Origin of the sequence: Nocardia caishijiensis NBRC 108228 (assembly GCF_001612825.1) — a bacterium.
Classification (GTDB): Bacteria; Actinomycetota; Actinomycetes; order Mycobacteriales; family Mycobacteriaceae; genus Nocardia; species Nocardia caishijiensis.
Window position 1 is genome coordinate 88,464 of the sequence record NZ_BDBE01000031.1, and the last position, 26,084, is coordinate 114,547.

26 protein-coding genes and 1 tRNA gene are annotated in these 26,084 nt (G+C 68.2%); 12 read left to right on the forward strand and 15 right to left on the reverse strand.

Annotated elements, in window-relative coordinates; genetic code table 11:
• Positions 1-37 precede the first annotated feature (37 nt).
• The gene (aztA, locus tag NC7_RS16290; RefSeq protein WP_067983946.1) at positions 38-736 is read left to right on the forward strand and encodes a zinc ABC transporter ATP-binding protein AztA; all 699 of its coding nucleotides are present in this window, start codon (positions 38-40) and stop codon (positions 734-736) included.
• On the opposite strand, the gene NC7_RS16295 is transcribed toward aztA, so the two are convergent.
• From NC7_RS16295 to NC7_RS16305, 3 genes are all read right to left on the reverse strand, one after another.
• Positions 715-1,845 carry an NDMA-dependent alcohol dehydrogenase gene (locus tag NC7_RS16295; RefSeq protein ID WP_067983948.1) on the reverse strand — a complete coding sequence of 377 codons (1,131 nt, stop codon included), beginning with the start codon at positions 1,843-1,845 and terminating at the stop codon, positions 715-717. The two genes, aztA and NC7_RS16295, sit on opposite strands and share 22 nt — an antisense overlap.
• Positions 1,846-1,948: 103 nt before the next feature.
• Complete coding sequence (locus tag NC7_RS16300; protein WP_067983950.1) at positions 1,949-2,473, reverse strand: DinB family protein; 525 nt, start codon at positions 2,471-2,473, stop codon at positions 1,949-1,951.
• 71 nt (positions 2,474-2,544) lie between these two features.
• A complete protein-coding gene (locus tag NC7_RS16305; RefSeq protein WP_067983951.1) occupies positions 2,545-3,585 on the reverse strand; it encodes a phosphotransferase family protein in 1,041 nt (346 codons plus the stop codon).
• A 39-nt stretch (positions 3,586-3,624) separates the two neighbouring features.
• Between NC7_RS16305 and pabB the strand changes: the two genes are divergently transcribed.
• Positions 3,625-5,676: an aminodeoxychorismate synthase component I gene (gene pabB / locus NC7_RS16310; protein WP_067983953.1), complete on the forward strand. Its 2,052-nt coding sequence runs from the start codon at positions 3,625-3,627 to the stop codon at positions 5,674-5,676.
• Here pabB and NC7_RS16315 read toward each other — a convergent pair.
• Complete coding sequence (locus NC7_RS16315; RefSeq protein WP_157102036.1) at positions 5,673-6,155, reverse strand: hypothetical protein; 483 nt, start codon at positions 6,153-6,155, stop codon at positions 5,673-5,675. The two genes, pabB and NC7_RS16315, sit on opposite strands and share 4 nt — an antisense overlap.
• Before the next feature lie 54 nt (positions 6,156-6,209).
• Positions 6,210-6,995 carry a carbonic anhydrase gene (locus tag NC7_RS16320; RefSeq protein WP_067983956.1) on the reverse strand — a complete coding sequence of 262 codons (786 nt, stop codon included), beginning with the start codon at positions 6,993-6,995 and terminating at the stop codon, positions 6,210-6,212.
• A 242-nt stretch (positions 6,996-7,237) separates the two neighbouring features.
• Here NC7_RS16320 and NC7_RS16325 point away from each other — a divergent pair, with 242 nt between their 5' ends.
• Entirely contained in the window at positions 7,238-8,911 is a 1,674-nt protein-coding gene (locus NC7_RS16325; protein WP_067983958.1) for a TerD family protein, read from the forward strand.
• Here the strand turns inward: NC7_RS16325 and NC7_RS16330 are convergent.
• Positions 8,908-9,201 carry a hypothetical protein gene (locus NC7_RS16330; protein ID WP_067983960.1) on the reverse strand — a complete coding sequence of 98 codons (294 nt, stop codon included), beginning with the start codon at positions 9,199-9,201 and terminating at the stop codon, positions 8,908-8,910. The two genes, NC7_RS16325 and NC7_RS16330, sit on opposite strands and share 4 nt — an antisense overlap.
• A 204-nt stretch (positions 9,202-9,405) precedes the next feature.
• On the opposite strand from NC7_RS16330, the gene NC7_RS16335 reads away from it, so the two are divergent.
• A complete protein-coding gene (locus NC7_RS16335; RefSeq protein ID WP_067983963.1) occupies positions 9,406-9,696 on the forward strand; it encodes a hypothetical protein in 291 nt (96 codons plus the stop codon).
• A 163-nt stretch (positions 9,697-9,859) separates the two neighbouring features.
• On the opposite strand, the gene NC7_RS16340 is transcribed toward NC7_RS16335, so the two are convergent.
• Positions 9,860-10,348 carry an FBP domain-containing protein gene (locus NC7_RS16340; RefSeq protein WP_067983965.1) on the reverse strand — a complete coding sequence of 163 codons (489 nt, stop codon included), beginning with the start codon at positions 10,346-10,348 and terminating at the stop codon, positions 9,860-9,862.
• A 134-nt stretch (positions 10,349-10,482) separates the two neighbouring features.
• Positions 10,483-11,583, reverse strand: a complete 1,101-nt coding sequence (locus NC7_RS16345; protein WP_067983967.1) for an alkene reductase — start codon at positions 11,581-11,583, stop codon at positions 10,483-10,485.
• A gap of 65 nt (positions 11,584-11,648) precedes the next feature.
• Here NC7_RS16345 and NC7_RS16350 point away from each other — a divergent pair, with 65 nt between their 5' ends.
• Positions 11,649-12,026: a MerR family transcriptional regulator gene (locus NC7_RS16350; protein WP_067983969.1), complete on the forward strand. Its 378-nt coding sequence runs from the start codon at positions 11,649-11,651 to the stop codon at positions 12,024-12,026.
• A 5-nt stretch (positions 12,027-12,031) separates the two neighbouring features.
• Here the strand turns inward: NC7_RS16350 and NC7_RS16355 are convergent, their stop codons facing one another.
• The gene (locus NC7_RS16355) at positions 12,032-13,258 is read right to left on the reverse strand and encodes a vWA domain-containing protein (RefSeq protein ID WP_067983971.1); all 1,227 of its coding nucleotides are present in this window, start codon (positions 13,256-13,258) and stop codon (positions 12,032-12,034) included.
• Between the two features lie 118 nt (positions 13,259-13,376).
• Between NC7_RS16355 and NC7_RS16360 the strand changes: the two genes are divergently transcribed.
• Positions 13,377-14,132, forward strand: coding sequence for an ATP-grasp domain-containing protein (locus NC7_RS16360; protein WP_067983974.1), 756 nt, complete (start codon positions 13,377-13,379; stop codon positions 14,130-14,132).
• Between the two features lie 3 nt (positions 14,133-14,135).
• Entirely contained in the window at positions 14,136-14,609 is a 474-nt protein-coding gene (locus NC7_RS16365) for a hypothetical protein (RefSeq protein WP_067983976.1), read from the forward strand.
• Positions 14,610-14,644: 35 nt separating this feature from the next.
• Here the strand turns inward: NC7_RS16365 and NC7_RS16370 are convergent.
• Together NC7_RS16370 and NC7_RS16375 are read right to left on the reverse strand one after the other, a co-directional pair.
• A tRNA-Ile gene (locus NC7_RS16370) sits at positions 14,645-14,718 on the reverse strand.
• Positions 14,719-14,999: 281 nt separating this feature from the next.
• Entirely contained in the window at positions 15,000-16,004 is a 1,005-nt protein-coding gene (locus tag NC7_RS16375) for a zinc-binding dehydrogenase (RefSeq protein WP_067983978.1), read from the reverse strand.
• A gap of 525 nt (positions 16,005-16,529) precedes the next feature.
• On the opposite strand from NC7_RS16375, the gene NC7_RS16380 reads away from it, so the two are divergent.
• The gene (locus NC7_RS16380) at positions 16,530-17,036 is read left to right on the forward strand and encodes a UCP032817 domain-containing protein (protein ID WP_067983980.1); all 507 of its coding nucleotides are present in this window, start codon (positions 16,530-16,532) and stop codon (positions 17,034-17,036) included.
• Positions 17,037-17,039: 3 nt separating this feature from the next.
• On the opposite strand, the gene NC7_RS16385 is transcribed toward NC7_RS16380, so the two are convergent.
• Genes NC7_RS16385 through NC7_RS16395 form a run of 3 tightly spaced genes read right to left on the reverse strand, consistent with a single transcriptional unit; the run spans position 17,040 to position 20,837 of the window.
• Entirely contained in the window at positions 17,040-18,806 is a 1,767-nt protein-coding gene (locus NC7_RS16385) for an SDR family oxidoreductase (RefSeq protein ID WP_067983982.1), read from the reverse strand.
• A 40-nt stretch (positions 18,807-18,846) separates the two neighbouring features.
• A complete protein-coding gene (locus NC7_RS16390; RefSeq protein ID WP_067983984.1) occupies positions 18,847-19,941 on the reverse strand; it encodes a PDR/VanB family oxidoreductase in 1,095 nt (364 codons plus the stop codon).
• A complete protein-coding gene (locus tag NC7_RS16395; protein ID WP_067983987.1) occupies positions 19,938-20,837 on the reverse strand; it encodes a metal-dependent hydrolase in 900 nt (299 codons plus the stop codon). The genes NC7_RS16390 and NC7_RS16395 overlap by 4 nt, the downstream gene beginning before the upstream one ends.
• A gap of 477 nt (positions 20,838-21,314) precedes the next feature.
• Here NC7_RS16395 and NC7_RS16400 point away from each other — a divergent pair, with 477 nt between their 5' ends.
• The 4 genes from NC7_RS16400 to NC7_RS16415 are packed head-to-tail and all read left to right on the forward strand — an operon-like array spanning position 21,315 to position 24,016.
• On the forward strand, positions 21,315-21,638 hold the full coding sequence (locus NC7_RS16400; protein WP_067983989.1) for a plasmid stabilization protein: 324 nt from the start codon (positions 21,315-21,317) through the stop codon (positions 21,636-21,638).
• Positions 21,639-21,655: 17 nt separating this feature from the next.
• A complete protein-coding gene (locus tag NC7_RS16405) occupies positions 21,656-22,615 on the forward strand; it encodes a TIGR03557 family F420-dependent LLM class oxidoreductase (RefSeq protein WP_067983991.1) in 960 nt (319 codons plus the stop codon).
• A gap of 7 nt (positions 22,616-22,622) precedes the next feature.
• Positions 22,623-23,402 carry a DUF72 domain-containing protein gene (locus tag NC7_RS16410; protein ID WP_067983993.1) on the forward strand — a complete coding sequence of 260 codons (780 nt, stop codon included), beginning with the start codon at positions 22,623-22,625 and terminating at the stop codon, positions 23,400-23,402.
• Positions 23,399-24,016: a UdgX family uracil-DNA binding protein gene (locus NC7_RS16415; RefSeq protein ID WP_067983995.1), complete on the forward strand. Its 618-nt coding sequence runs from the start codon at positions 23,399-23,401 to the stop codon at positions 24,014-24,016. Before NC7_RS16410 ends, NC7_RS16415 begins: the two co-directional genes overlap by 4 nt.
• Here the strand turns inward: NC7_RS16415 and NC7_RS16420 are convergent, their stop codons facing one another.
• Positions 24,017-26,050 (reverse strand): CocE/NonD family hydrolase, encoded by a 2,034-nt coding sequence (locus tag NC7_RS16420; protein WP_067983997.1) that lies wholly within the window; start codon positions 26,048-26,050, stop codon positions 24,017-24,019. It abuts the gene before it with no gap.
• Positions 26,051-26,084: the final 34 nt, after the last annotated feature.

The following is a 26,084-nucleotide window of genomic DNA, read 5'->3' on the forward strand; positions in this document are numbered from 1 at the left end:
ATATACTGAAAACGATTATCGTTTCAAACGAGGTGAGATGCAACACACAGCAGACCCGGCGATCCTGCTCGAGGACGTCAGCGCCGGTTACGGCCGCACACCCGTGCTGGCACGGGTGACGGCGGCGATCCCGCGCGGACAAGTGACCGCGATCGTCGGACCTAACGGTTCGGGAAAGTCGACGCTGCTCGGCGTCGTGGCGGGCACGGTGCCGGTCCGCTCCGGGACGGTGCGCGTCGAGACGACACGCAGGCCCGCATTCGTGGTGCAGCACACCGCGATTCCCACGGCGCTACCGATGACGGTGCGCGAGGCGGTGGCGATGGGGCGCTGGGCACATCGGGGATTGTGGCGGCGACTCACGAAGGCAGACCGCGCGATCGCGCAGGTCTGCCTGGAGCGAATGGACCTCACGGCCCTGGCGACGCGGCGCCTCGACACGCTCTCGGGCGGTCAGCGTCAGCGCACGCTGCTGGCCCAGGCATTGGCGCAGGAGTCCGATCTGATCCTGCTCGACGAACCCGCGACCGGGCTCGACGACGTCGCGCGCGCCGAGATCTCGGACGCGCTCACCGAGATCGCGGCGGGGGGTGTCACCGTCGTGCAGGCGACCCACGATCCGGCCGAGGCGGCCCGCGCCGATCACTGCCTACGGCTGCGCGACGGCAGCATCCTCGCCGGGGGCTCACCCGGCGAGGTGCTGGGAACCGTTGCCTACCAGTCGGCTTCGGTGTAGCGGATGATGCCGCGAATGTTCTTGCCGTCCAACATGTCCCGGTAGCCCTGGTTGATCTCCTCGAGGGAGTAGCTGCGGGTGACCATGTCGTCGAGGTTGAGCTGACCGGCCTTGTACAGCGACAGCAGTCGCGGCGCGTCCTGGCGGGCGTTGCCGCCGCCGAAGATGCAGCCCTTCACGGTCTTCTGCAGCATCGAGAGCAGGAAGCTGTTCATCTTCACCTCGCCCGCGTCCATGCGGCCCATGGAGGTGACGACGAGCGTGCCCGCCTTACCGGTGAGGATCAGACCTTCCTCGACGTAGTCGCCGTGCATCTCACCCATGGTGAGGATGACCTTCTCGGCCATCCGGCCCTCGGTGGCCTCCATCAGCGGCATGATCGCGGCGGCCATGCTCTCGTAGGTGTGGGTGGCGCCGAACTTCTGGGCCTGTTCGCGCTTCCACGGGTTCGGGTCGATCGCGACGACTTTCGACGCACCGGCGAGCACCGCGCCCTGCAGGGCACTCATACCGACGCCACCGATGCCCGCGATCACCACGGTCTCGCCCGGCTGCACCTGCGCCACGTGCGTGGACGAGCCGAAGCCGGTCGGCACGCCGCACCCGACCAGGCAGGCCACCTCGAACGGAATGGTCGGGTCGATCTTGACCACCGAGGTGTGGTGCACCGTCATGTAGGGAGCGAAGGTGCCAAGCAGACACATCGGGATGACGTTCTCGCCGCGTGCCTGGATGCGGTAAGTGCCGTCCGAAATCGCCTGTCCCATCAGCAATCCCGCACCCAGGTCACACAGCGCCATATTCCCGGACACACACGACGGACAACGTCCGCAGGCCGGGATGAACGAAAGGATGACGTGGTCGCCCACGGCCAGATCACTCGGGCAGTTCGGCCCGAGCTTGGTGATCACACCCGCGCCCTCGTGGCCACCCATCACCGGGTAGCCGGGCATCGGGGTGGCACCGGTGACGATGTGGTGATCGGAGTGGCACATGCCCGCCGTCTCCATGCGGATCTGCACCTCCCCCGACACGGGGTCGCCGACCTCGATCTCCTCGACCGACCATTCCTGGTCGACGCCCCACAGGATCGCGCCCTTCGTCTTCATTACGATCGACCTCTCGCCAAGCAGTGCCTCGTTGTGACTGCTCCCACCCTACGAAGTTTCGGCCGATTCTGGAACACGTTCTAGAAATCTGCTGAAGTTTTCTCTATCCACGCACGTCGTGGACGTGATGCTCGAGGTCGTGCAGGAAGTATCGGGCCAGCGAGGAGACGGTGAACAGTGATCCGTCGCTGCGGGCGCCACGCCAGTCGAGCCGGTCGGTCGGCACCGCCGCGAAGTCGGCGGCCACCTGATCGGCGGCGAGGGACAGTTCCCGCGCGACCACCGCCGGGTCCTGCTCGCCGTAGCGGTCGGCGACAGCCGTGGCGTCCTGGTCCCAGTTCTCGAATCGTGGTGTCGCCGTGCCGCCGCCGTCCTGCATCAGCGCGAGCCGGGTGACGAAGATCCGGCAGACATCGCGCACGTGGGCGGCGTATTCGAGGACCGACCAGGTCCGCGCGTCGGGTCGTACGCGCACGTCGTCGCGATCCAGCGCCGAGGCGATGCGAGCGGCCGCGGCACGCGCCCGGTCGGGCACCTGCTCGAAGGCGATCGATGCGGCGTCGTATCCGCACTCCGCGCAGGGCTTTTCGAGGACCCAGGTCCAGTCCTTGGTATCAGGCACGATCATGACACCAAGGCTAGGACGTCATTATCTTGTCATCCATCGATATTCGGCCAACGATCGTCGAGATCCGGGCATCAGTCGATGAGCTTGCGGGCCTTCTCGAACAGTTCGAGCGTCACCGCGTGCAGGAAGTCGCCGACCTGTACCGGCGCCTTGCCCGCGAAGGCCCTGGCGTGAGTGCCTTCGAGCACGATCCCGAGCTTGAAGCAGGCCAGCACCTCGTACCAGGTGACCGCGCGCAGATCGCGATCGGAGAATTCGCCGTAGTGCCGGATCATCTCCTCGGGAGTGGGCAGCCCGCCGACGGTGCCGAGGGTGCCCATCAGTCCGGCGCCGACGGTGCCGGGTTCGGGTCGGGTGGCCAGTTGCCAGCCGAGGTCGAGCAATGGGTCACCGATGGTCGACATCTCCCAGTCGACCATGGCCGCGACCTCGGGCCCGTCGTAGTCGAACATCATGTTCGCCAGGTGACAGTCGCCGTGCATGATGCCCGGCGCCGGGTCGGCCGGACGGTTGCGGTCGAGCCAGTCACCGATCCGCTCGACATCGGGGATCCGAGGGCCGGGATAGCCCTCGTTGGCGGCGTAGGTGTCGAGCTCACGCAGCCAGCGCGGCACCTGGCGTTCGAGGAAACCGTCGGGGCGGCCGTAGTCGGCCAGGCCGAGCGACACGTAGTCGACGGTGCCGAGGCGGGCGATGGCCTCGACCGCCGACAGCCCCATCTGCCTGCGGATCTCCGGGTCGCTGGCATGGAGTGCGGGCAGTTCGGTCTGCGGATTGAAACCTCGGATGGGTTCCATCAGGTAGAAGACCGCCCCGAGTACCGAGGGATCGGTGCAGGCGGCGATCACCCGTGGGGCACGGATCTCGGTGCCGTCCAGGGCGGTGAGCAGCCAGGACTCGCGCGCGATCACCTCGTTGCTCTTGGCCCGCAGATGCTCGGGGCCACGGCGCAGCACGAACTCGCGGCCACCTCGGGTGAAGCGGATCATGATGTTCTGGGTGCCGCCGCCGATCGGGCTGACCTCCCCGATCGGGTCGCCGGGCAAACCCTGCTCGTCCATCCATCGTCCGAGCGCCGCGAGATCCGGTTGCGAAACAGCCATGGCGCACATTCTGCCCCGAACGACGCCCGGCGTAGGGTTTTGTCCACGATGCGCACGCTGTTGATCGACAATTACGACTCGTTCACCTACAACCTCTACCAGCTCATCAGCGAGGTCTACGGGAGCGAGCCCGTCGTCGTGCGCAACGACGAGGTCGGCAGCGTCGCCGCACTCGAGCTCGACCGATTCGACAATGTGGTGGTCTCCCCCGGTCCCGGCCGCCCCGATCAGGCCAGGGACATGGGAATCTCCACGGCGGTGATCGAGGCGACCGAACTTCCGCTGCTCGGGGTGTGCCTCGGCCACCAGGGCATCGTGCTCGGGGCGGGCGGGCAGGTCGGTCGCGCACCCGAGGCGCGGCACGGTTACCTCGACCGGGTCGCCCACGACGACCGGGACCTGTTCGCCGGGTTGCCGCAGGACTTCACCGTGGTCCGCTACCACTCGCTGGCCGCGCGGGAGCCACTGCCCGAGGTGCTGGAGGTGACGGCGAGGACGAGCGACGGCGTGGTGATGGGTGTGCGACATCGCGAGCGGCCGCAGTGGGGTGTGCAGTTCCATCCGGAGTCGGTGTCGAGCGAATTCGGGGCCGCCCTGGTGCGCAATTTCGCCGATCTCACCAAGGCGCGCACGCCCGCGTCCGCGCCCGTCGTCGTCCGCGGACCCGAGATCCCGGCCGATCCACCGACGCGTCGATTCACGCTGCGGCACAGGGTGATCGAACGCGCCATCGACACCGAGGCGATCTTCCTGCGCCGCTACGGCGACTCGACGACCGCGTTCTGGCTCGACAGCGAACACGTCGAACCGGGCCTGGATCGGTTCTCCTTCCTCGGCGACGCGGCCGGACCGCACGCCGAGATCGTCGGCTACCGCGTCGGCGACGGCGCCGTCACGGTGACGGATCACGCGGGAACCCGAACCGTGAACGGCACCGTGCTCGACTACCTGGACCGCGAACTACGCACCAGACACTGCGAAACACCCTCGCTACCTTTCGACTTCGCCGGTGGCTATGTCGGCTACCTCGGCTACGAGGTGAAGGCCGACTGCGGGGCGCGCGCCGCGCGCCGCTCCCCCAGCCCCGACGCGCAGTGGATCTTCGCCGATCGGTTGATCGTGGTCGACCACGTGGCAGGCCGCACGCATCTGCTCGCCCTCACCGACCCGGGCAGCGAGACAGCGGGCGCGGAATGGCTGCGCGACACCGAGTCCGCCCTCGCCGACCTGCCGACCTGGGAAAATCCCGCCGACCTGCACGTGCGCGCCGACCCCGACGCGGTCCAGGCCCATCTCGTGCGTGGCCGCGATCGCTATCTGGCCGATATCGCCGTCTGCCAGGACCGGTTGCACGCGGGTGAGTCGTACGAGATCTGCCTGACCGACACGGTCGCGGTCGCCGCGGGCGCGGACGACGGCCTGGCCCTCTACCGCCGCCTGCGCCGCTGCAATCCCGCCCCGTACGCCGCCTACCTGCGGTTCGACGGTCTCGAGGTGGCGTGTTCGTCGCCGGAACGGTTCCTCAAGGTCGATCGAGATCGGGTGGTGGAGAGCAAACCGATCAAGGGCACCGCGCCGCGTGGCCGCACCCCGGCCGAGGACGCGCGAGCGCGTGACGCGCTGGCGGCCGACCCGAAGACGCGTGCCGAGAACCTGATGATCGTCGATCTGTTGCGCAATGATCTCGGGCGCGTGTGCGAGGTCGGCTCGGTGCACGTGCCCGCGCTCATGGTCACCGAAACCTATTCCACCCTGCACCAATTGGTGTCGACCGTGCGTGGCGTCCTGCGTCCCGGGGCCGGTGTGGTCGACTGTGTGCGCGCCTGCTTCCCGGGCGGTTCGATGACCGGAGCGCCGAAGCTGCGGACCATGGAAATCCTCGACGAGCTGGAAACCCGGGCCCGAGGCATCTATTCGGGCACCATCGGTTTCCTCGGGCTCGGCGGAACGGCCGACCTCAATATCGTCATCCGCACGGCCGTGCGCCACGACGACGAGTGGACCATCGGCGCCGGTGGGGCGATCGTGCTCGATTCCGACGCCGAGGACGAGTACGCCGAAATGGTACTCAAGGCCGCGGCGACCTTCCGGGCGCTCTAACGGCGGCGGCGCTTGTCCGGCTCCGGTGGTGGTTCCTCGCCGCCGCGCCCGGTGAACCGGCCGATCAACCCCACTCCCGGCAGTTTGGCCAGGGCACCGAACAGGTCCTCACCGAGCGAGATCATCGCCTCGAGGCGGGGCAGCAGCCGGTCGTAGGTCGCGAACACCGGGTCGGCGAGGGCGAGTGTGCGGTCGAGACGGTCGATGGTGCTGTTGAGCCGGTCGACCGCGATCGACAGGTTCTCCACCAGATCCGGCAACTGCGCCGCGAGTTGGGCCGATGCCGGAGGCAGCCGCACCGCCGCGTCGAAGGCGTAACCCGCCGTCTGCTGTGCCGCATCGATGGCCTGTCCCGCCGCCGACTGCGCCGCGCCGACCGCCGCCTGGGCGGCCGAGAGCAGGTCGGCACCCGGCACCCTGCGCGACTGCGGCACCGGTGGTGGCTGCGGCGTGCGCCCCCGCTTCTTCGGGTTCGTCATGCCTCCACTGTGCCCCACGACGGCCTCGTGCGCAGGGAGGAGCCGCCGTGTCCGTCAGTTCGGTCCGGCCAGCACCACCGGTCGGCCGAAGCGCGGTTGCACCGGGCGGTTGGTGTGCGGAAACAGGGCGCGATAACGCTCCACGTCGGCGACGGCCACCGGTGCGGATTCGCGCAGCACGATCCAGCGCACCCCTTCCGTGCACGGTGGCGTGGTGAGCGAGCCCTCGTACCGGAACTGGGCGAACCCGGTCGGCAGATAGGCGCGCGGATCGATACCCGACACCGTGCGCGTGACACCCACGCGATCCGGTGCGACCGCGAGCACCTGACCCAGTGGCGACGGATCCGACCACGCACGCAGCAGCACCGCGAGAACGGCCAGCCTGCCCGCCGGGTCCGCGTGCACGAAGTGCAGTTCCATCGCCGCCTCCGCTCCGTCGACCGTGTGCTCGCTCGGCAGGTGGAAGTGGAACTGGGTCAGCTCGAACGCGGCACCGTCGACGACGATGCGGTTACCGGACCCGGCACCGACGTTCGCCTGCACGGTGTGGCCGTTGTTCACCACGTCCACCGTCGACAGGGGCCGATACTCGATCTCGATGTGGTCGTCCGGGTGCAGTTCCGTCTGCGCGGGCAGATCGATCGGTGACTGCGCGTGCCCGCTGCGACAGGTCACGAACCGGCTGTCCAGATCGGCCCAGTGGTCGGGCCCCTCCGCGTCGTAGTCCCAGTGCACGTCGCCGTGCGCCCCCTGCTCCGACCCACCGCATCCGGCGACCGCGAGCAGTGCGAGCGCGGCGAGCACACCTCGCCGGGTGAGTAGGTGACCATTCGACATACGGACCAGCTCCTCGTCAGCTCGGCCGTCGGCAACCGAACGCGGCGGCCCGAAAAATGTCCGATTTGTCGCGAAAGTGCCTCCATTGCAAGGAATTTCGCGGCCAAGCGGACCACAACGCTAAACCCGTCGCGACCGCGAAAACCAGACCCGGCCCTGCGAGATGGCTCACACCGGCCGAGGTCGCCTCCGGTGGCGCTCCGACGAACCTTGTCGGACCCTCGTGGCATCATGCGAGGACCATGGAACTACGCAAGGGCGCGAATTCGCCGGTACCGACATCGCTTCTCGCCGTAGTTGTTTCATGGCGAGGCGCACAGCCCGTCGACGCCCACGCCCTGCTGGTCACCGAATCCGGACTGGTCCGCACCGACCGCGATTTCGTCTTCTTCAACGCCCCACGCCACGCCTCGCAGGCGGTGACCCTCGACCAGGAACCCGAGCCGGGCACCGCTCGCCTGAGCATTTCCCTGCCCCGCACCGAACCCGACATCGCGCGCATCGTCGTCACGGCGTCCCTGGACGACACCACCTTCGATCGGCTCGACGATCTCGCCCTCACCGTGCACTCCGCCGACGGTCCGATCGCCCGCTTCGCCATCGACAGCATCGAGGACGTCCAGGCGATGATGTTCGGGGAGTTCTACCGCCGCGACGGTGGGTGGCGCTTCCGGGCGATCGGCCAGGGCTGGGCCGGTGGGTTGCGCGGGCTTGCCGTCGAATTCGGTGTCACCGTCGACGAACCGGCCTCGGTCGGCCGAACCGACGAACCGGCCGCCAGGGCGAGCGCCGAGATGTCGGGCGCGCCCGCCCTGACCCGCCGCGTCATCGACACCCCGCCACCGCCGCCGACGGATCCCGACCTGGCCGACTGGCATCCCGACCCGGACGCACCGGACCGGCTGCGCTGGTGGGACGGCGACGAGTGGACGTCGAGCGTACGTGGACACGTCTCCCCCACACGCGGCCACTGCGAGCGCTGCGGGCATGCGCTGCGGCGCAAATTCTTCGGTGGTCACGCACCGTGCAAGACGTGCGCCGTGGAGATCGACGAGTTCCTCGTCCACTGGCGCAACCGGGCCGTCCGGGTCCTCACCGGCCCCGGCACCCGCTCACCGGAGTGGATCCAGGTGTGGGCGTCACTGCGGTTCCAGCGCATCGACGAGGAGCGGGGCCGGGCGGTGCTGCGTGAGGACGGACTCACCCAGGTGGAGCGAATGGTCGCGTTCGCGTTCGCCGACGGTGAGGTGTTCGCCGACGAGCTCGACGCGTTCGAGCATGTCGTCGGTGAGCTAGGCCTCGGTGGCGCCGTCGTCGAGGATCTGCGTCGGCGAATGCACCGGGGCCGCACGCTGTCACGGTTGCGCGGGGGTGAACTGCCCGCCGTCGACACACCCGGCCTGCACCTGGACCCCGACGAACGCGTCCATCTCGACCTGCCCGCCGTGCATATCCGGGTGCTCGCGCGCGGTCCACGCCATTCCGAGGGCAGGCTGATCGGCAGTTCCAAGAAGCTGCGTTTCGTCGGCGACGGCACCGGCGTGGAACTGCCCTGGTCCCGGGTGGTTTCGGTGCATCCCGAGCACGGCACCGTCGTGCTGGCGGCGACTTCCGCGCGCGGCGGCGCGACCTTCGGCGTGGCCGATCCCGACTATGTGGCGGCCGCGCTCGAAGGCGCCCTCCGGGTGGCCAAACGCCTGGTCCTCACCCCGGGTCAGCGGGACAGCCGCAGTATCCCCCAGGACGTGAAGGCCCTGGTGTGGCAGCGCGACGGTGGCGCGTGCGTGGAGTGCGGCGACCGGCACTACCTGGAGTTCGACCACATCATCCCGCTCAGCCGTGGCGGCGCGACGAGCGCGTCGAACCTGCAGATCCTGTGCCGGGCCTGCAACCGGGTGAAGGGCGCGCGGATCTAGCTGCCGAGAACCGCGTTCATGATGGTGCCGCCGCTGGTGGCGACCACGCCGCCGATCATCGCGCCCGCGATCATCTTGGGCGACTCCATGGCGCTGCCGTTCCACTTCTCCCAGGCGAACTTGCCGCCCGCGACGGTGATGGCGAGGATGCCCGACAGAATCATGAACCAGGTGAGGTACTGGACCATCTGCATGATCTTGTCCGAGAGCGGCGGCGCCTCCGGCGTCGGGTTGCCGACCTGCGCGAACGTCGTGACGGTGTCGGCCATCGACGTCAGAATGATGCTCATAGCCTGCTCCCCTTTTCCGCGTATAGCGAACTACGTTCCAGCGCTGCCGTATTCGAACGAGGTCCAGGATACGGCCGCGAACCCCCAGCGCACCAACAAAACCGATCGGTTCTGTCGAGGGGGTGGCTGCGATGCCGCGCCGGACGGGCTACCATCGGCCACAGCAGTTCATCGCCGTTCCCCCGAGTTACCGAGTGAGCAAACATGATTCTGGCCGCTGTCGCCGATACCTTGGTCTTCACCGATACCTTGGCCCAGATCGGCAATCCCACACCCGAGGCGCCGCCGCTGTCGGAGAAGATCCTGCAGATGGTGCGCTACTTCACCTGGTTCATCCTGCTGTCGGGCATCATCGCCATCACCTACGCGGGCGGCAAGTTCGCGTGGGAGAAGTGGACCGGCGGCGCGATGCAGTCGCCGAGGATGGTCGCGGGCGCGATGATCGGCGGTGTGGTCGCCACCAGTGGTGGCACCATCATGAACGCCATGATCTGATTCCTGTCCGCTCGGGCCGGTCCGGATGAACCGGGCCGACTCGACCGGCGAGGATTACCCGACCCGGGTTCTGTTGTGAGGCAACAGAACCCGGGTCTCTTCAGCTGAGTTCTACTGTGTCGGCACACGGCAGCAACCTCCTTTCTCCCGCAGGGCGGATCGGCTAGGTGTAGAGCTTGTCGACGAACGCGTAGAGGTTCTGCACCACGCGCTCAGCCTTCTGCTCCGCCGTCAGGTCCTCGCGATACCGGCTGCCCATCGCGGGCTTCCTCTTGTTCCTGGCGTACAGCGAACACGCCAGATCGGTGCACATGTAGCTGCCGATGGTGTTCCCGCGCCGCCCCGATTCGCCCGCCTTGTTCGCCGTCATCAGACAGACCCCGCCGCCGGTGTGGCTGGTGAGGCACAGCGCACACATCTGGGTCTTGCCCGAACCGCCCGTCTCGTGGCGCAGCGCGATACTCACCAGCTCGCCGTCACGCGGGACGGCGATGTAGCAGCGCCCCGCGTACGAGGGATCGGTCCAGCCCAGGAAGTCGAGATCTTCCCACGGCCGTTCGGCCAGGTCACGGGGAACATTGAGACGTTTGGCGTCGCCCTTCGAACAGTTGACGAACGACGCTCTGATCTCGCGTTCGGTGATGGGTTCCATCGCATTTCCTCTCGGGTCGTCGAACACAAAACGTAGCCACGCTAACGAGTTGCCGACCCGCTGACAACCGAGTTTCTCCAGCTCACACGGCCTCCGTGCCCCGGCGGGATCCGGCCGCCGGGGCATCCGCCCGGTCACGCCACGGATTCGAGGACCGGGTAGTCGGTGTAGCCGGTCGCATCGCCACCGTAGAAGTAGGCCTCACGGAACTGGTTGATCGGCGCGCCGTCGCGCAACCTGGCGACGAGGTCGGGATTGGCCAGGAAGGGCCGTCCGAGCGAGACCAGGTCGGCGCCGGCGGCGAGTAGTTCCTCGGCTGCGGACCTACCACCGTCGACGGGCAACGGCGAACCCCAGCCGAGCACCGGGTTGGCGATCAGCACACCGTCCCAGCCGGTGCGGATCCGCTCGAACACCGGGGTCCCCGGGTCGGCGAACACCACGTGCAAGTAGGCCAGGCCGCGACCGCCGAGTGCGGCGACCAGCGCGGTGTACAGCTCCTCGGTGTCGGATTCGACGATGTCGTTGGCGCCGACGCCGGGCGCGACGCGAACCCCGACTCGCTCCGGCCCGATCGCTGCGGCCACGGCCTCGACCACCTCGACGGTGAACCGGATCCGGTTGTCGACGGTGCCGCCGTATTCGTCGGTGCGCTGGTTGGTGTTGTCGGACAGGAACTGGTGCAACAGCATGCCGTTGGCGCTGTGCACCTCCACACCGTCGAACCCGGCCGTGATCGCGTTGCGGGCCGCCTGTGCGAAATCCTGAGCGGTGGCGTGGATGTCGTCGACGGTCATGGCCCGTGGCACCACCGCGTCCTGCGGGCCTGCCGAGGTGTGGATCGGTGTCGACAGCCGGATCGGTGACGGCGCGACCGGCACCGCGCCCCCGTTGTCCGGATGTCCGACGCGCCCGCCGTGCTGCACCTGCAGGAAGGTGCGTCCACCCGCGGCATGGATCGCGTCGGTGATCCCACGCCAGCCTGCGATGTGGGCGTCGGTGTAGATACCGGGAATACCCGCGAACGTGGTGCCGACCGGGTTGGGACTGGCCGCCTCGGCGACGATCAGCCCGGCGTCGGCGCGCTGGGCGTAGTAGGTCGCCATGAGTTCGGTCGGGCTCCCGTCGGCGGCCGCGCGGTTGCGCGACATCGGTGCCATCACGAGTCGGTTGGGAAGCTCGAGGCCACCGAGAACGGCCGGATCGAGCAGGTTGGGTGTCGCGTTCTTCGTCATGCCGATACGGTAAAACGTGACATTGGTGTGAGATTCAAGTCGACGTGTGAAAGGCCTGGTGGCGCATGCGGATCGGGGAACTCGCGGCGCGGACCGGCGTCAGCGAACGGTCGCTTCGCTACTACGAGGAGCAAGGTTTGCTGTCCTCTGCCCGGACCCCGGGCGGCCACCGCGACTACTCCCACATCGCCGTCGACCGCGTGATCCACATCCAGGAGCTCTACGCGGCCGGCTTGACCAGCAAGAAGATCGGCCAGATCCTGCCCTGTATGCGCGACGCCGACGGCCGGGCCAACGAGAACGCCACGCCCGAACTGGTGGACGAACTGCGCACCGAACGGGAGCGGATCGACCGCACGATCGCCGACCTGATCCGCTCCAGGGATGTCCTCGACGACGTCATCGCGCGAGCCTCGGAGGACATTCCCGCAGCCGCGGGATAGGACCGTCACCGGACGATTCCGGCCGCTCGGGCTGCGCGCAGCCAGTCGGGGAACTCGCCGAGCAGGCGTCGGTAGAGTTCGGCGTCGTCGAGTTGGTCGATGTCGGGGACGGCGAAGAAGCCCGCGTTGTCGACCACCCGGCCGTCGAGTTCGTCCAGGGTGCGCAGCACGCCGAAGTTGGCGGGTCCGAGTCCGATGAACTGCCAGAACGCGGGCAGGTGCGCGGCCTCGCGCATCAGAGCGGCGATTTCGCGTTTCTTGGCGAAGCCGCCGTCGGTGAAGAACAGGACAAGCGTGGGCCGGGTGCTGCCGTGCAGGGTGTCGATCACCGCCCGCATGATCGGTAGTTCGTCGTTGCGGCCGCCGAGGCTGCCGTAGTCGATGCCGTCGTGGGTGCCGTTCAGGTGCAGGTAGGTCCGGGTCCAGCGCTCGGCGTCGGCCACGGTGATGTCGGGCAGTTTCGCGTAGCTCAGGGCGTAGAGGTAGGCCTCGAGGGTGCCGTCGTCGTCGAGTTGGGTGGCCACCGGGATCATCCGCTCCACCACCCGGTGCACGGTTCCGGCGCGATACATCTTCTGCATGCTGCCGGTCTTGTCGATCACCAGCACGACCCGCGCACGGGTGCCGAACGCGCTCTTGTCGATGAGCACCTTGGCGACTTCCTGCTTTCGCAGGTCGAGTTTCTGCCGTTTCTCGAACGAGAGGGTGTGCTCGCCGGGCACCGTCCTCGGCACCGCGACGGCTGCCGGTTCGTCGTCGACACTCACCCCGTGATCGGTGACCAGATCGGCGAACCCACCCGCGTACCCCTGCCCCACGGCACGGACCTTCCACTGGTCGCCCCGGCGGTACAGTTCGAGCGCGATCACCACCGTCTCGCGATCCAAGCCCTCGATCACATACTCACACAACGTATTTCCCGAGGAATCGGCGACGACCGCGACCGGTGCCGATCCGGCGCCGAAGGTCTGCCCGTCGGCGGTGATCACCGCCCGGATCTGCGCGATGCCCTCGGGCACCCGGGCCGAGGTGACGTGGAGCGTCGCACCGCGCAGCCGGACGCCGTCGGCCTGCGGCTGGTTGAAGAACACGAAGTCGGCATCCGAGCGGACCTTGCCCGCCTCGGTCACCAGCAGCGCCGACAGATCCGCCGCCACACCACCGCGCACCGACAGCACCACCTCCCCCGCCACCAGCCCCAGGTTCTGCCCCTTCACCAGCACAGCAGCCATCGCACGCCCCTCATCTCGCACCCGATGCCCCACACCCTAGGCCAATCCCCGTCGCGACGGCCGGGGTACGCGACCGCACGTACGATGAGTACTCGACCTCGAGATCGGGAGGCGCCGGGTGGATTTCACCGTCGCGTATCTGCAGTACGCGGGTTCGGGGCCGATGCGCCTCGAAGAACAGCTACTCACCGAGGGCCTGGGCAGACTCGGCATCCCGGTTCGTCACTACAGCATCAAACGCATCCACCGCAGGCAACTACCGCTCGGCCCCGACGCCTTCCTCGCCGGAGACCTACCCGCTGTGCACGCGGCGATGCGCCAGCTGGGCATTCCGATCCCACCACCCGACGACTACCCCGAGACCCTCGCAGCTTTCCTCGGGCGCAAGGTGTGGACCACCACGCTGGGGGCGGTCGAGCGCATGATGGAGAGTTCTTCCGCGACACCGGTTTTCGTCAAGCCCGCCGAGCATCGTAAGAGCTTCACGGGTTCGGTCTGCTATTCCGAGCGCGACTTCGGTGCGTGGGGCGGGGCAAGCAGGCGTCAGCGCGTCTGGTGCTCGGAGGTCGTCACCTGGCTCAGCGAATTCCGCGTCTATGTCATCGACGGCCGCGTGGTCGCGACGGATCACTACGCGGGCGACGACTCCGCCGAGCTGGATACGACTGTTGTCCGGGCGGCGATCGACACCTACCACCGCGATGCCACCGCGCCCAGCGCCTACGCCGTCGACTTCGGCGTGCTGGCCAACGGTGACACCGCGCTGGTCGAAGTCAACGACGGTTACGCCCTGGGTGCGTACCGGATCGCGGCGGATCACTACACCGAACTCCTGGCGACACGGTGGCGTGAGCTGCTGGCGACGGCGAGCTGACTCATGACCCCGAGGGATCGCTTTCTGCGGCTCGACGCCGATCGACGACGGCAGGTGCACCTGGTGTTGTGCGCGCAGGCCCTGCCGACATGGACCGGGTATGTCCGGGGAAAGCCAGCGGCGCTGCGCTATCGCGACTCCGTCGTCGGCATGCGGCATCGTGTCGACGTCGACCTTCCCGCCGATGCCCTGCGGGCCGTGCGGACCGGAGCGGATCGCGCGGATGTGAGCGGCCGCTATCTCGAGCCGATCGCCGCACTGCACGACGACGATCTGTGTCTCCCCGACCACGTCGAGTTCGCCTATTACGCGATCTACAACTGCTTCCGCAGATACGTCTGCGGTGATGACATCGCGGAGTGGCTGATCGTCGATCAGGCTTTGGCGGCCCACGATCCGAGCGAGGCGACACCGCGCCTGACGCGCGCCGTCGACGACGTCGATCCTGGGACGAGTGGCACCGCGACCAGCTATTGACCGCGAGGGCATCTGCCCTGGTCGAGGGCGGAATGTGGGGCGGGTGGGGCTCGAACCCACGACCAGCGGATTATGAGTCCGCGGCTCTAACCGACTGAGCTACCGCCCCTGACCGCGGGTGTACGCGGGCGAGTCGCATGCTACCCGGTGGATTGCGAGGTTGACCACTCGTGAAAGGTTCGGTGGACCCGTCCGGTCAGGACCGGTCCACCTTCTCCCGTTCCAGGCGGGCACGGTCCGCACGGTCCCGTTCCCTGACGCTTCCCCCCGGGCTGCTGGCGAATTTGATGACTGCGACTACCAACAACAAGACCGCGACTGTCACCGCGGCGACAATGATTCCCTGCACATATTGAACTTAACGTGTATTCCGTTGCGACGCAGGGTAAGTTACACTGTCGCGCCGATCGTCAAGACGGTACGCCCGAGTGCGGAGCGGTCCGCGATCACCGCGTGCGCCCGCCGCACCTCCTCGAGCGGAAATGCCTGGCCGACAACAACTTCCAGCTCACCGGCGGCAACGGCCGTCTGCGCGCGACGGGCGATGTCCTGCCAGTCGATGTCACCACCGACGATGTCGAACAGCGTCCGCACAGTGACGTGACGCACACTCGCCGCCTCGCTGTCGCCGTTGGCGAATTCGCCTGCCGCCGAGCCGTATCCGAGGAACCGTCCGCCGTCGGCGGTGGCTGTCAACGCGCTGCCGCCGATGTCGCCGCCCGCGCCGTCGAAGACTACCGCCGCTCCCCCACCGGTGATCTCGCGAACCCGCTCAACCCAGCCCTCGACGGAATAGTCGACAACGGCGGTGGCGCCCAATCGCTGGGCCAAGGCCAGCTTTTCGGGACCACGGGCGGCTGCGACGACCTTCGCACCGGCAGCGACGGCCAATTGGGTGAGCAGCGTGCCAAGGCCGCCGGCCGCCGCCGTGACGAGGACCCACGAATCCGGTCGCACCTCAGCGTGATCGAAGACCGCCAGTGCGGTACGCCCGTCGTGGGCGAGGGCTACGGCTTGCACGGTACTGAGGCCGTCGATGATCTCCACCAGCGTCGCGGCCCGGGCGAGTGCCTGTTCGGCGTATCCACCGATGGGGAGCCCGCCGCCGATGCCGCTGGCCGCCGTCTGGGTGACAACGCGCTTGCCGACCCAGCCGGGATCGACCTCGGTGCCGACCGCACGCACCACACCGCCGATCGCACCGCCGGGGACATACGGCAGGCTCAGCGCGAAGAAGTCCTGCCCCCATCCGGCCCGCAGCCGGGTGTCGAGGAACATCACGTCGGCCACGTCGACATCGATGAGCACCTCGCCCGGACCGGGTTGGGGCGTGGGGAGTTCGCGCACCTCCAGCACATCGACCCCACCGAATTCCTTGACCTGCACTGCACGCATCGCGACTCCTTGTGGTGTTCACCGGAACACCACAAGCATCGAACCTGAAGTCGAGTTCAGGTCAAGGCCATGAGACGGCAGTCACAGATCGCTTGTGCGGCGCCTAACTGCCACCGCCGCAACTGCTGCTGCTCCCGCCACCACAGCTGCTACTGCTTCCGCCACTACAGCTGCTACTGCTTCCCCCACCGCAGCTGCTGCCACTCCCCCCGCCACACCCGTCACTCCCGCCGGACCCGCTGTCGCCGAAGTCTCCGGGCCAGCCCGCAGAGCATCCCGAACTGCTGTGCGGCGGGTGCGTGCCCGGCACGCCGTTGACGAACCCCGCCGCACCGGCGATCCAGCGCGGATCGTGTGGATCGATCCGTGGCGGAGTCAGCGCGCGCACGAGGGCGATCACGGCCGCAACCACCAGGCCGATGCCGACGGCGGCGAAGAACAACACGATCAGGACGGTCATAGGATGCAGGCTAACCCGCCGAGTGGTTCCCGGCAGCCCCGTACCCAGGGGCCTTACAGTGAAGCATGGCATTCACGATCCCCGGACTTCGTCGGCGCGTGGTCGATCCGGCGACGGTCGATCGCATCGTCGCCGACCTCGAATTCCCCGACGCGATCTTCAAGACCTGCCCGTGGCAACCACGGGAACTGGTGGAAACCGGTCTGCGCCAATGGTTGCGGTGTTGCGGCGCCGCCCTTCGCGACGATCAGGTGATCGGGATGCCCTCGCACGCGGTGGACGAGGCCTGGCACGGTTTCATCCTGTGCACCCAGCTGTACGCCCGGTTCTGCGATCGCGCTTACGGCCGGTTCCTGCACCACTTCCCCGACGGCGTCGCCGCGGACACCACCGACGACGCGGGCCCGATGCTCGAACAGCTCGGGCGAACGGTGGTGGCGTGGTCGATGGTCGCGGCGCCCGGCGAACCGTGCGTGTTGTGGGATCTGGATCGGCGGGTGGGGGTAGAGAACCCGTGGGGCGTGGACGCCCGGCACGTCGCCGCCGTGGAGCGGCAGCTGCACCGGGCGTGAGCCCTACTTCACCAGTTTCATCCGGCGCGCCGCGAAACGCACCGCGCCGGGCGCGATCCGGTTCGCCCGGTACTGCAACCACGACTCCGGGGTCACCGGCACGATGTCGCGGCGCTCGCGCACGGCACGCACGATCTGATCGGCCACCTTGTCCGGGGTGTAGCCGCGCCGTTCGTAGAGCTTGTCGAACTTGCGCTGAGTGGCGGCCTCCACCTCGGCCGATACACCGGAAATGCGCGTGGTGGCAACGATATTGGTGTGCACGATGCCAGGGCACACGGTGGACACGGAGATCCCGCGGTCGGCCAGTTCCGCGCGCAGGCAGTCGGAGAACATGAACACCGCCGACTTGCTCGTCGCGTACGCGCTCATATCGCGTTGCGGACTGTAGGCGGCCATGCTCGACAGGTTCACGATGTGGCCACCGAGTCCGCGTTCGGCCATCGCCGAACCGAAGGCGCGGCAACCGTTCACAACGCCACCGAGGTTGATGCGCAGGACCCGGTCGAATTCCTCGGTCGGGGTGTCGAGGAAGCCGCCCGCCTGGCCGACACCCGCGTTGTTGACGAGGATGTCGGGCACGCCGTGGGCGGCGATCACCGTGTCGGCATGCTCCCGAACCGCGTCCTCATCGGAGACATCGAGCGAATAGGCGTGTGCCACCGCGCCTTCGGCGACCATCAGCTCGGCGGTGCGTTTGGCGGCGAGTTCGTCGATGTCGGAGAGCACCACTTCGGCGCCGAGGCGGGCGAAGGCGAGCGCGGTCTCGCGACCGATGCCACTGCCCGCACCGGTGACGACCACGAGATGGTCGTCGAATTCCCGCCGGGTACGGCCAACTTCGGCCCGCGCCAACCCACGCGAGATACCGGCGCCGGAGAGCGCGTCGATCAGTTCGGTGGTGGCGGTGGCCAGCAATTCGGGATGGGAGAACGGCATCCAGTGCCCGGCGGGCACGTCGCGCCGCCACAGCCGGTCGGTCCACTTGCGCGAGTCGTCGTAACCGGCGGGGCGCACGGCGATGTCGCGGCCCGCGACGATGAGCTGCACCGGGACCCGGGTGCGGCGCTCACGGGGTTCGAGCATGCGCTGCACGATGTTGGCGCGGTAGATGAGCAGCCCGTCGACCATGTCGCGGCGGAAGGTCGGCGCGAGCCGCACATTCGCGGCAGGTGTGTCGTTCATCAGCGAAACCACACGCTGCCAGAGCTTTTCGGTACCGATCGCGTTGAACGTGACCCGAGGCAGGCCCGGCGTCATGAAGAAGAACGTGTACGCCGAGGACGCCAGTTGGGTCAGCGGCTGCCACACATTGCGCGGGGTGGGGCGCGAGAGTCGGTCGCGCACCCAGGCGGCCAGATGGTCGAGGTTGGGGCCCGACACGGAGGTGAACGAGGCGACTCGCTCGGTGGCCTGCGGTTCGCACACCGCCTCCCAGACCTGCACCGAACCCCAGTCGTGGGCCAGCACGTGCACGGGACGGTCGGGGCTCACCGCGTCGAGCACGGCGTAGAAGTCGCGCGCGAGTTCGTCGAGGCGGAAGTCGGCGGTGCGCTGGGTTCGGGTGGAGGCGCCGTGCCCTCGCGTGTCGTAGGCAACCACGTGGAAGCGGTCGGCGAGCAGCGGGATCACCTTGTCCCACAGGTGATGGGTGTCGGGCCAGCCGTGGACCAGCACCAGGGTGTCGGCGGCGGGGTCACCGTATTCGAACACCGCGATATCGAAGGCGCCACTGCGCACGACGCGCTCGTTGGCCGGTTCGATCGTCATACTTTCGGACTCCTCGTCTGGGAAGGTCGCGCCACCGGGCTCACAGGTCGAGCACCAAACGCTCACCGCGGGAACGGGATACGCAGGCGAGCATGGCGCCCGCCGCGTGGTCGGATTCGGAGAGCACACTCTCGCGATGCTCGGGATCGCCCTCGCGCACCCGGACCACACAGGTGCGGCAGAATCCCTGCCTGCACGAGTAGGGCTGATCGGGGCGCACGGCCAGGATGGTGTCGAGCACCGTGCGATCGGCGGGGACGGTGAGGACTTCGCCGGTGGCGGCGAGCTCGATCTCGAACGGTACGCCGTCGACGATCGGCGGCGGCGAGAACCGTTCGTAGTGCAGTTCCACCTCCGGCATCGCGCGCACCGCGCCGACGACGGCCGAGGTCATCGGGGTCGGGCCACAGGCGTAGATCGCGGTGCCCGGGCCGACGCCGGGCAGCAGGTCGGTGGCGCTCGGCAGCCCGTGTTCGTCGTCAGTCCGCACGATGACGTGCGCGCCGAAGGCTTCCAGTTCGGCGAGGAACGGGATCGTCGCCCGGCTGCGTCCGCTGTAGACCAGCGTCCAGTCCACACCGAGGTGGTGCGCGAGCCGAGCCATCGGCAGGATCGGGGTGATGCCGATGCCACCGGCGACGAAGTGCAATCGACGCGCGGGTGAACCGTGCCCGGGCACCACGAACGGGAACGCGTTGCGTGGTCCGCGCACCGTCAGCGTGCTGCCGACCGGTAGTTCGTCGTGTACCTCCAGCGAGCCGCCCCCGCCGTCGGGGATCCGGCGCACCGCGACCCGGTAGGCGTGCGCGTCGGCTGGATCACCGCACAGCGAGTATTGCCGCAGCCTGCCCGAGGGCAGCTCGAGATCCAGGTGGGCGCCGGGACGCCAGCGCGGCAACACCCGGCCGTCGGGCGACTCGAGCCGCAGGCTCACCACGTCCTGGTCGTGTGCCTCGATCCGGCGTTCGGTGACGACCACCGGCAGCCGATGATCGTCGGCGCGCGAACGCGGGTCGCGGCGGTTCACCAGCGCGCTCCATCGCAGCCGGAAGGTCGCGATGGTGTCGATGACCCGCATCCCGGGATCGTGCCGATGCTTGCCGTACAGATCGCCGGGGAGGTCCCGGACGGTCATGACGCGGCCGCGCGGGCGGCGGGCGAGGCGGCGAGGTAGGCCAGCGCCTGGGCGGTCGAGCCGACCTTGTCCGGGTTGTAGCCCGGCTGGAACGTCGACAGCGCGCTCACCAGCAGCGACGGCACGCCGGGAATCGCGCCGCGCCACATGGCGGCGAACACACCGGCGAGCAGCCTCGGATACCCGTGGTCGGGCAGTTTCGGATCCTGGTGCACCAGGAAACGCGTGCCGCGCAGAAGCAGGACGAGGAAGATCGGGAAGACCAGCGTCATCGTCGCGCTGCGGCGCACGTAGCCGACGCCGAAGTACTCGGCGACGTCATGGGCGACGTTGCGGTGCTCGACCTCCTCGGCGCCGTGCCAGCGGAACAGATCCGCCATCCGGGGGTCGGCCCCGAACTTCTCCAGGTCGGCATTGAGCACCCAGTCGCCGAGCCAGGCGAAGAAATGCTCGAGGCAGGCGATGAACGCCAGCCGCTCGACCAGCATCTGCTTGCCCGCGCGTCCCGCACCGCGCTTACCGAGCGACACCCGGAACAGGTATTCCATCTGCCGTTCGTACGGCGCGGTGTCGACGCCGTTGGCGGCGAGCATGTCGACGAGCACCTTGGCATGGGTCTCCGCGTGCATGGATTCCTGGCCGATGAAGCCGAGCATGTCCTCGCGCAGCTTCTCGTCCTCGACGTAGGCCAGCGCCTCGCGGTAGGTGGCGATGAACATCCGCTCGCCCTCGGGCAGCAGCATGTTCAATGCGCAGATCAGATGTCCCGCGAGGGGTTCGGCGGGCATCCACTGCAGGGGAACGCCCGACCAGTCGAAGCTGACATTGCGCGCGTGCAGCGCGACCGCGCCCGGATCGACGTCCGGTCGGGTGGCACTCCAGCGAAGTAACTTCATCGGTACTCCTCGATCACCGCACGATCGTTGTGCGCCTCGGGCGCAGCGTCGCGCCCGAGGGTGGTTCTGATCGTACAACTATGTCGTACTCCGCGTAACACCAAAACCCGTTCGTTTGTATCGGTACACGATCGAAAGATGATCGCTGAGTTATTGCTAACAGCTATATGGGTATCCTCGATATACGCGGTTAGAAGCCCAGCTACCAGGGGATTTTGGTAGATGAGCTGCACAAATGCCGCGTCAACCACCGGTAGCTATCCGGATGCGGAGGGAAGGAGGTGGACGTCATGCTGTGGGACTTCTTCGAGAATCTCGCCAAGGCGATCTTCGCAATTTTCTTCTGATCGCAGGCCCAGACGGGTGACGGTGCCCTCGCGGTGCCGTCACCCGTCTATCTGCTTCACCACGTGTTTCCCCCGCCCAGCACCGGGTAGGCCGCAGGCAGAACGCCCACCACCCAGGAGGTGCAGACTCATGCCGCAGCAAGCGTGGAGCGACAAGCGCGAACGTCAGTACAAGGACATCAAGAAATCCGAGCGTCAGCGGGGCCGCAGCGAGGAACGCGCGGAGGAGATCGCCGCCCGCACCGTGAACAAGACCCGCGCCCAACACGGTGAGACCAAGTCCGGTAAGTCCTCCGGCGGCAAGTCCAGCGGCACGTCCCGCCGCGGCGGCCAGCAGGCCAAGGGCAGTGGCAAGACCCGCGACGAACTGTACGAAGAGGCCCGCCGCCGCAATATCGACGGCCGCTCCAAGATGAACAAGCAGGAGTTGGCCAACGCCCTCGGACGCCACTGACCCCGGAGAGGTTCGCCATGCAGATCGGATTCAAATTGGCGGCCGAGGCCTTCGACCCGAACGAACTGGTCCGCCAGGCCGTTCGGGCCGAGTCCGTCGGCTTCGATTTCGTCGAGATCAGCGACCATTTCCATCCGTGGCTGGACAACCAGGGCCATTCACCGTTCGCCTGGTCGGTGCTCGCCGCGATCGCGGCCCGCACCGACCGCCTCCACCTCGCGACCGGGGTGACCTGCCCGATCATTCGCTACCACCCCGCGATCATCGCCCAGGCCGCCGCCACCACGGCGCTGCTTTCCGACGGTCGCTTCACCCTCGGGATCGGTTCGGGTGAACGGCTCAACGAACACGTGGTCGGCAAGGAATTCCCGCCGGTGCTGGTGCGTCAGCGGATGTTGCGCGAGGCGCTCGAGATCATCCGGCTGCTGTGGCGCGGCGGCTACCGCAACTACGACGGGCGATATCTGTCGCTGTCGGACGCCCGCGTCTTCGATCTGCCGGAAACTCCGCCGAAGATCGCGGTCGCGGCGGGTGGTCCGCGCGCGGCCGAGATCGCCGCCGAGCTCGGTGACGGCCTGTTCGCCACCGAACCCGACCCCGATCTGGTGCGTTCCTACCGCGACGCGGGCGGCATGGGATCCCGTTACGTGGAGGTCGGTGTCGCCTTCGATCCCGACGAGCGCACGGCCGCCGAGGCCGCCTTGTCGACGAATCGGTGGATGACCGGCGGGTGGAAGGTCATGAGCGAGCTGCCCAATCCGGTGAACTTCGCCGCCGCCTCGACCACCGTGCGAGTCGAGGACATGCTCGAGGCGATGGTCTGTGGCAACGACCCCAAACGCTATGTCGAGGCGGTGCGCACGGCGACCGACGCCGGTTTCGACCGGGTGGTGTTGATGAACGCGGGCCCCGATCCCGACGCGTTCCTCGATTTCTACAGCAGCGAGCTGCGACCGCTGTTGCGCGCGCAGGAATGACCCGGCGATGACGCTGCGCATCGGCACGTCCGGCTGGCAGTACCGCGATTGGCGCGGCGTGCTGTATCCGGCCGGTCTGCCGATGCGCCGCTGGCTCGAGCACTACGGCGAGGCCTTCGGCACGGTCGAATCCAACAACGCCTTCTACCGTTTGCCGAGCCGCGAGACCTTCGCCGCCTGGCGCGAACGCACGCCCCCGGATTTCGTCGTCGCGGTGAAGGCCAGCCGGTTCCTCACCCACATCAAACGGCTGCGCGAGCCGCAGGAGCCGGTACAGCGCCTGCTCGACCGGGCCGAAGGCCTCGGCGACCGGCTCGGGCCGATCCTGTTGCAACTGCCCCCGACCCTGCGCGCCGACGCGGGCCTGCTCGACGACTGTCTCCGCTGCTTCCCGTCTTCGGTGCGGGTGGCGGTGGAACCGCGACACGAGTCGTGGTGGACCGACGAGATCCGGGACGTCCTGCGCGCCCGCGGCGCCGCCCTCTCCTGGGCGGATCGCGATTCCCGGCCGGTGACCCCACTGTGGCGCACCACCGATTGGGCGTATCTGCGCCTGCACGCCGGTCGCGCCACACCCCCGCCGCACTATGGCAGGCAGGCACTGAACGGCTGGGTGCACCGGCTGCTCGACACCTTCCCGGCCGACGCCGACGCCTACGTCTACTTCAACAACGACCCCGGTGGGGCCGCCGTGCGCGACGCCGTCACCTTCGCCCACCTGGCCGACAGCGCGGGCGCCGAGGTGACCCGCGTGCCGGACCTGTCCGCCCAGCGAGCCGCCTCGTGACCACGACCAAGTACCCCGGCGCCGAGGAGTACGTGCCGAGCACCGGCGACCTGACCGCGGTCGCGGCCGCCGCCGAGGCCTGTCACGGTTGCGACCTCTACCGCGACGCGACCCAGACCGTGTTCGGCGCGGGCGCACCGCACGCGAGCACCGTGTTGATCGGCGAACAACCCGGCAACGAGGAAGACCTGGACGGGCACCCGTTCGTCGGACCGGCCGGACGGCTGCTCGACCGGGCGCTCGACGACATCGGCGTCGACCGCGAGTCGCTCTACCTCACGAACGCGGTGAAGCACTTCCGCTTCGAGCGACGCGGCAAACGCCGCATCCACCAGCAGCCCCGGCGCACCGAGATCGTCGCCTGCGCACCGTGGCTCACCCGCGAACTGGACCTGATCGCACCGGAACTCGTGATCTGCCTCGGCGCGATCGCCACGCACTCGGTGCTCGGCCCGAAAGCCAAGGTCACCGAATTGCGTGGCCGCACGGTCGAACTCGAGCATTTCCGGGTCGGCGCGACGGTCCACCCGTCCTCGGTGCTCCGGGCGACCGACCGCACCAAGGCCTACGCCGAGTTCGTCGACGACCTGACCAACCTGTTCGAGCGGGCCTGATCACCAGCCGGGATCGACGTCCATCGGGACGTTGATCCAGCTCGGCCGCGACGGGTCCAGCTCGAGGTGCTGGGTGCGCAGACCGCTCTCGTTCAGCAACGGCCGCAGCGGGATCGCGCTGGGGAAGTTGCCCGCGAACACGTCGACGCGCAGGCGGTGGCCGGGCAGCAGCACACCGTCGGTGGCGCGGATGCCGATCTCGATGGCCGTCGGCTCACCCGGCACGGTCGGCTGGCGGGTGTCCAGGGTGAGGATCGGATACGGGTCGGTGTAGTCGCCGTTGGGCGAACGGGTGGACTTCGCCTCATCGATCGCGCGCAGCGACGCCATCAGCTGACCCTGCGACCAGACCGTCGACCGCCCGTCCGGCGCGACATCGTTGACGGTGACGGTCCAGTACCCGTCGGTGGTGTCGAGGACAGTGTTCAGGTGCGCCGCGATCGCCCCGGAGATGCGCGTCGGTTTGTCGACCGGCGCGGTGGTGAAGGTGAGCGCGGCACCTTCACTGATGCGGGCGTCCTTCGCACACACATCGGGCAGCGGGATCAGGCCCGCCGTGCCCTGCGCGGCGTCGCGCGAGCAGATCGTCGACAGGCTCGGGTCGACCGAAAGACGCTGCGCCGCACCGGGAGCGGTGACGAGACTGCCGTCGTGTCGGGCGCCGGGCGCGGTCCCCGACGACGCGGGGTCGAGATACATCCGCCGGTACTGCATGCCCGGACGCGGGAACGCCACGTCGGTGGTCCACTGGTCGCTGCCCTGTTGCCACAGCGTCACCGGGTCGTACCGGTCGATGCCGTTGTCGATGCCCTTGAGCCACTTGTCGAACCACGCGCGCTGCAGTGCCTCGAGCGGCGCGGGCGCGCCCGGCTGACCGAGGCCCGAGCTCACGGTCACGTGGTACACGTTGCCCATGATGAGCTTCTTCTGCTCGGCGGGCACATCGAGCGCGTTGTAGATGCGCGGGGTGGAGTAGGTGAAGATGTCGTGCCAGCCGCCGTAGAGGAACGCGGGCACCCGCACCTTCTCCGGCTGCCCGACCCACGCCGTGCGCAGCGCCGAGTTGTCGTCCAGGATCGCCGACATCTCCGGCGGGATCTGCTCGACGGTCGGGGTGGTCAGGGCGGCGATGAGCACATTGAAGAAGGTGAACGGGTCACGCACCCGGTCGGCCAGCCACACCCAGTCGAACTTGCCCGCGAGGATCGACACCATGTCGGGCAGCAGTTTGGCACCGTCGACCGCGAGCAGCCAGGCCGGGATGAAGCCGACACCGAGCGCGCCGCCGGGGGCGGCGACATCGCGGATCAGGTCGCTCCCTGGCACCACCGGGAAGATCGCCTTCAGTGCCTCGGGCTGCCGCTGGGCGGTGTGCAGCTGGTTGATCCCCGAATAGGAGATGCCGCTCATCCCGATCTTGCCGTCGGACCAGGACTGTTTCGCCGCCCAGTCGACCACTTCGACGCCGTCGAGCTGCTCGCGTTCACCGAACACCTGCCAGGTGCCCTGCGAGAACCCGGTACCGCGCACGTCGACGACCACCTGGGTGTAACCGCCACGGATCAGGTTGCGGTCGACACCGAAGGTGCGGGCGGCGCCGCCGGGCAGCGCCTTCATCATGTCGCTGAGGCTGCTGAAGCCGAACGGCGAGAAGTCCAGGTTCTGCAGCACCGGCATCAGCAGGTCCGACAGGCCGGGCACCGCGAGCGCCGAGTCGGCGATGTTCGACACCAGCTTGGTGTAGGGCGTCATGTTGACGATCGTCGGCGTCGGTTCGGCGATCGGCTGCCCGTCCGCCCCGGCGGGGTGATAGACGTTGGCTTTCAATACCGTCCCGTCACTCATCGTGATGGGGACGTCCCATTCGATGAAGACGTTCGGGTATTGCTGAGGCCCGGTATGGGTTGCCACGAAACCGGCATCGAGCCCCTCGGCGGCCGGTGCGGCCGAACCCATCGGCGCCGATGCCACCGCGCCTGCCAGTACGACGACCGACGCCATCAGCGCCGCCAGTCGCCCACGATATCTGCCCATGCCTCGACGGAGCCCTCCCGCTATCGGGAACCGT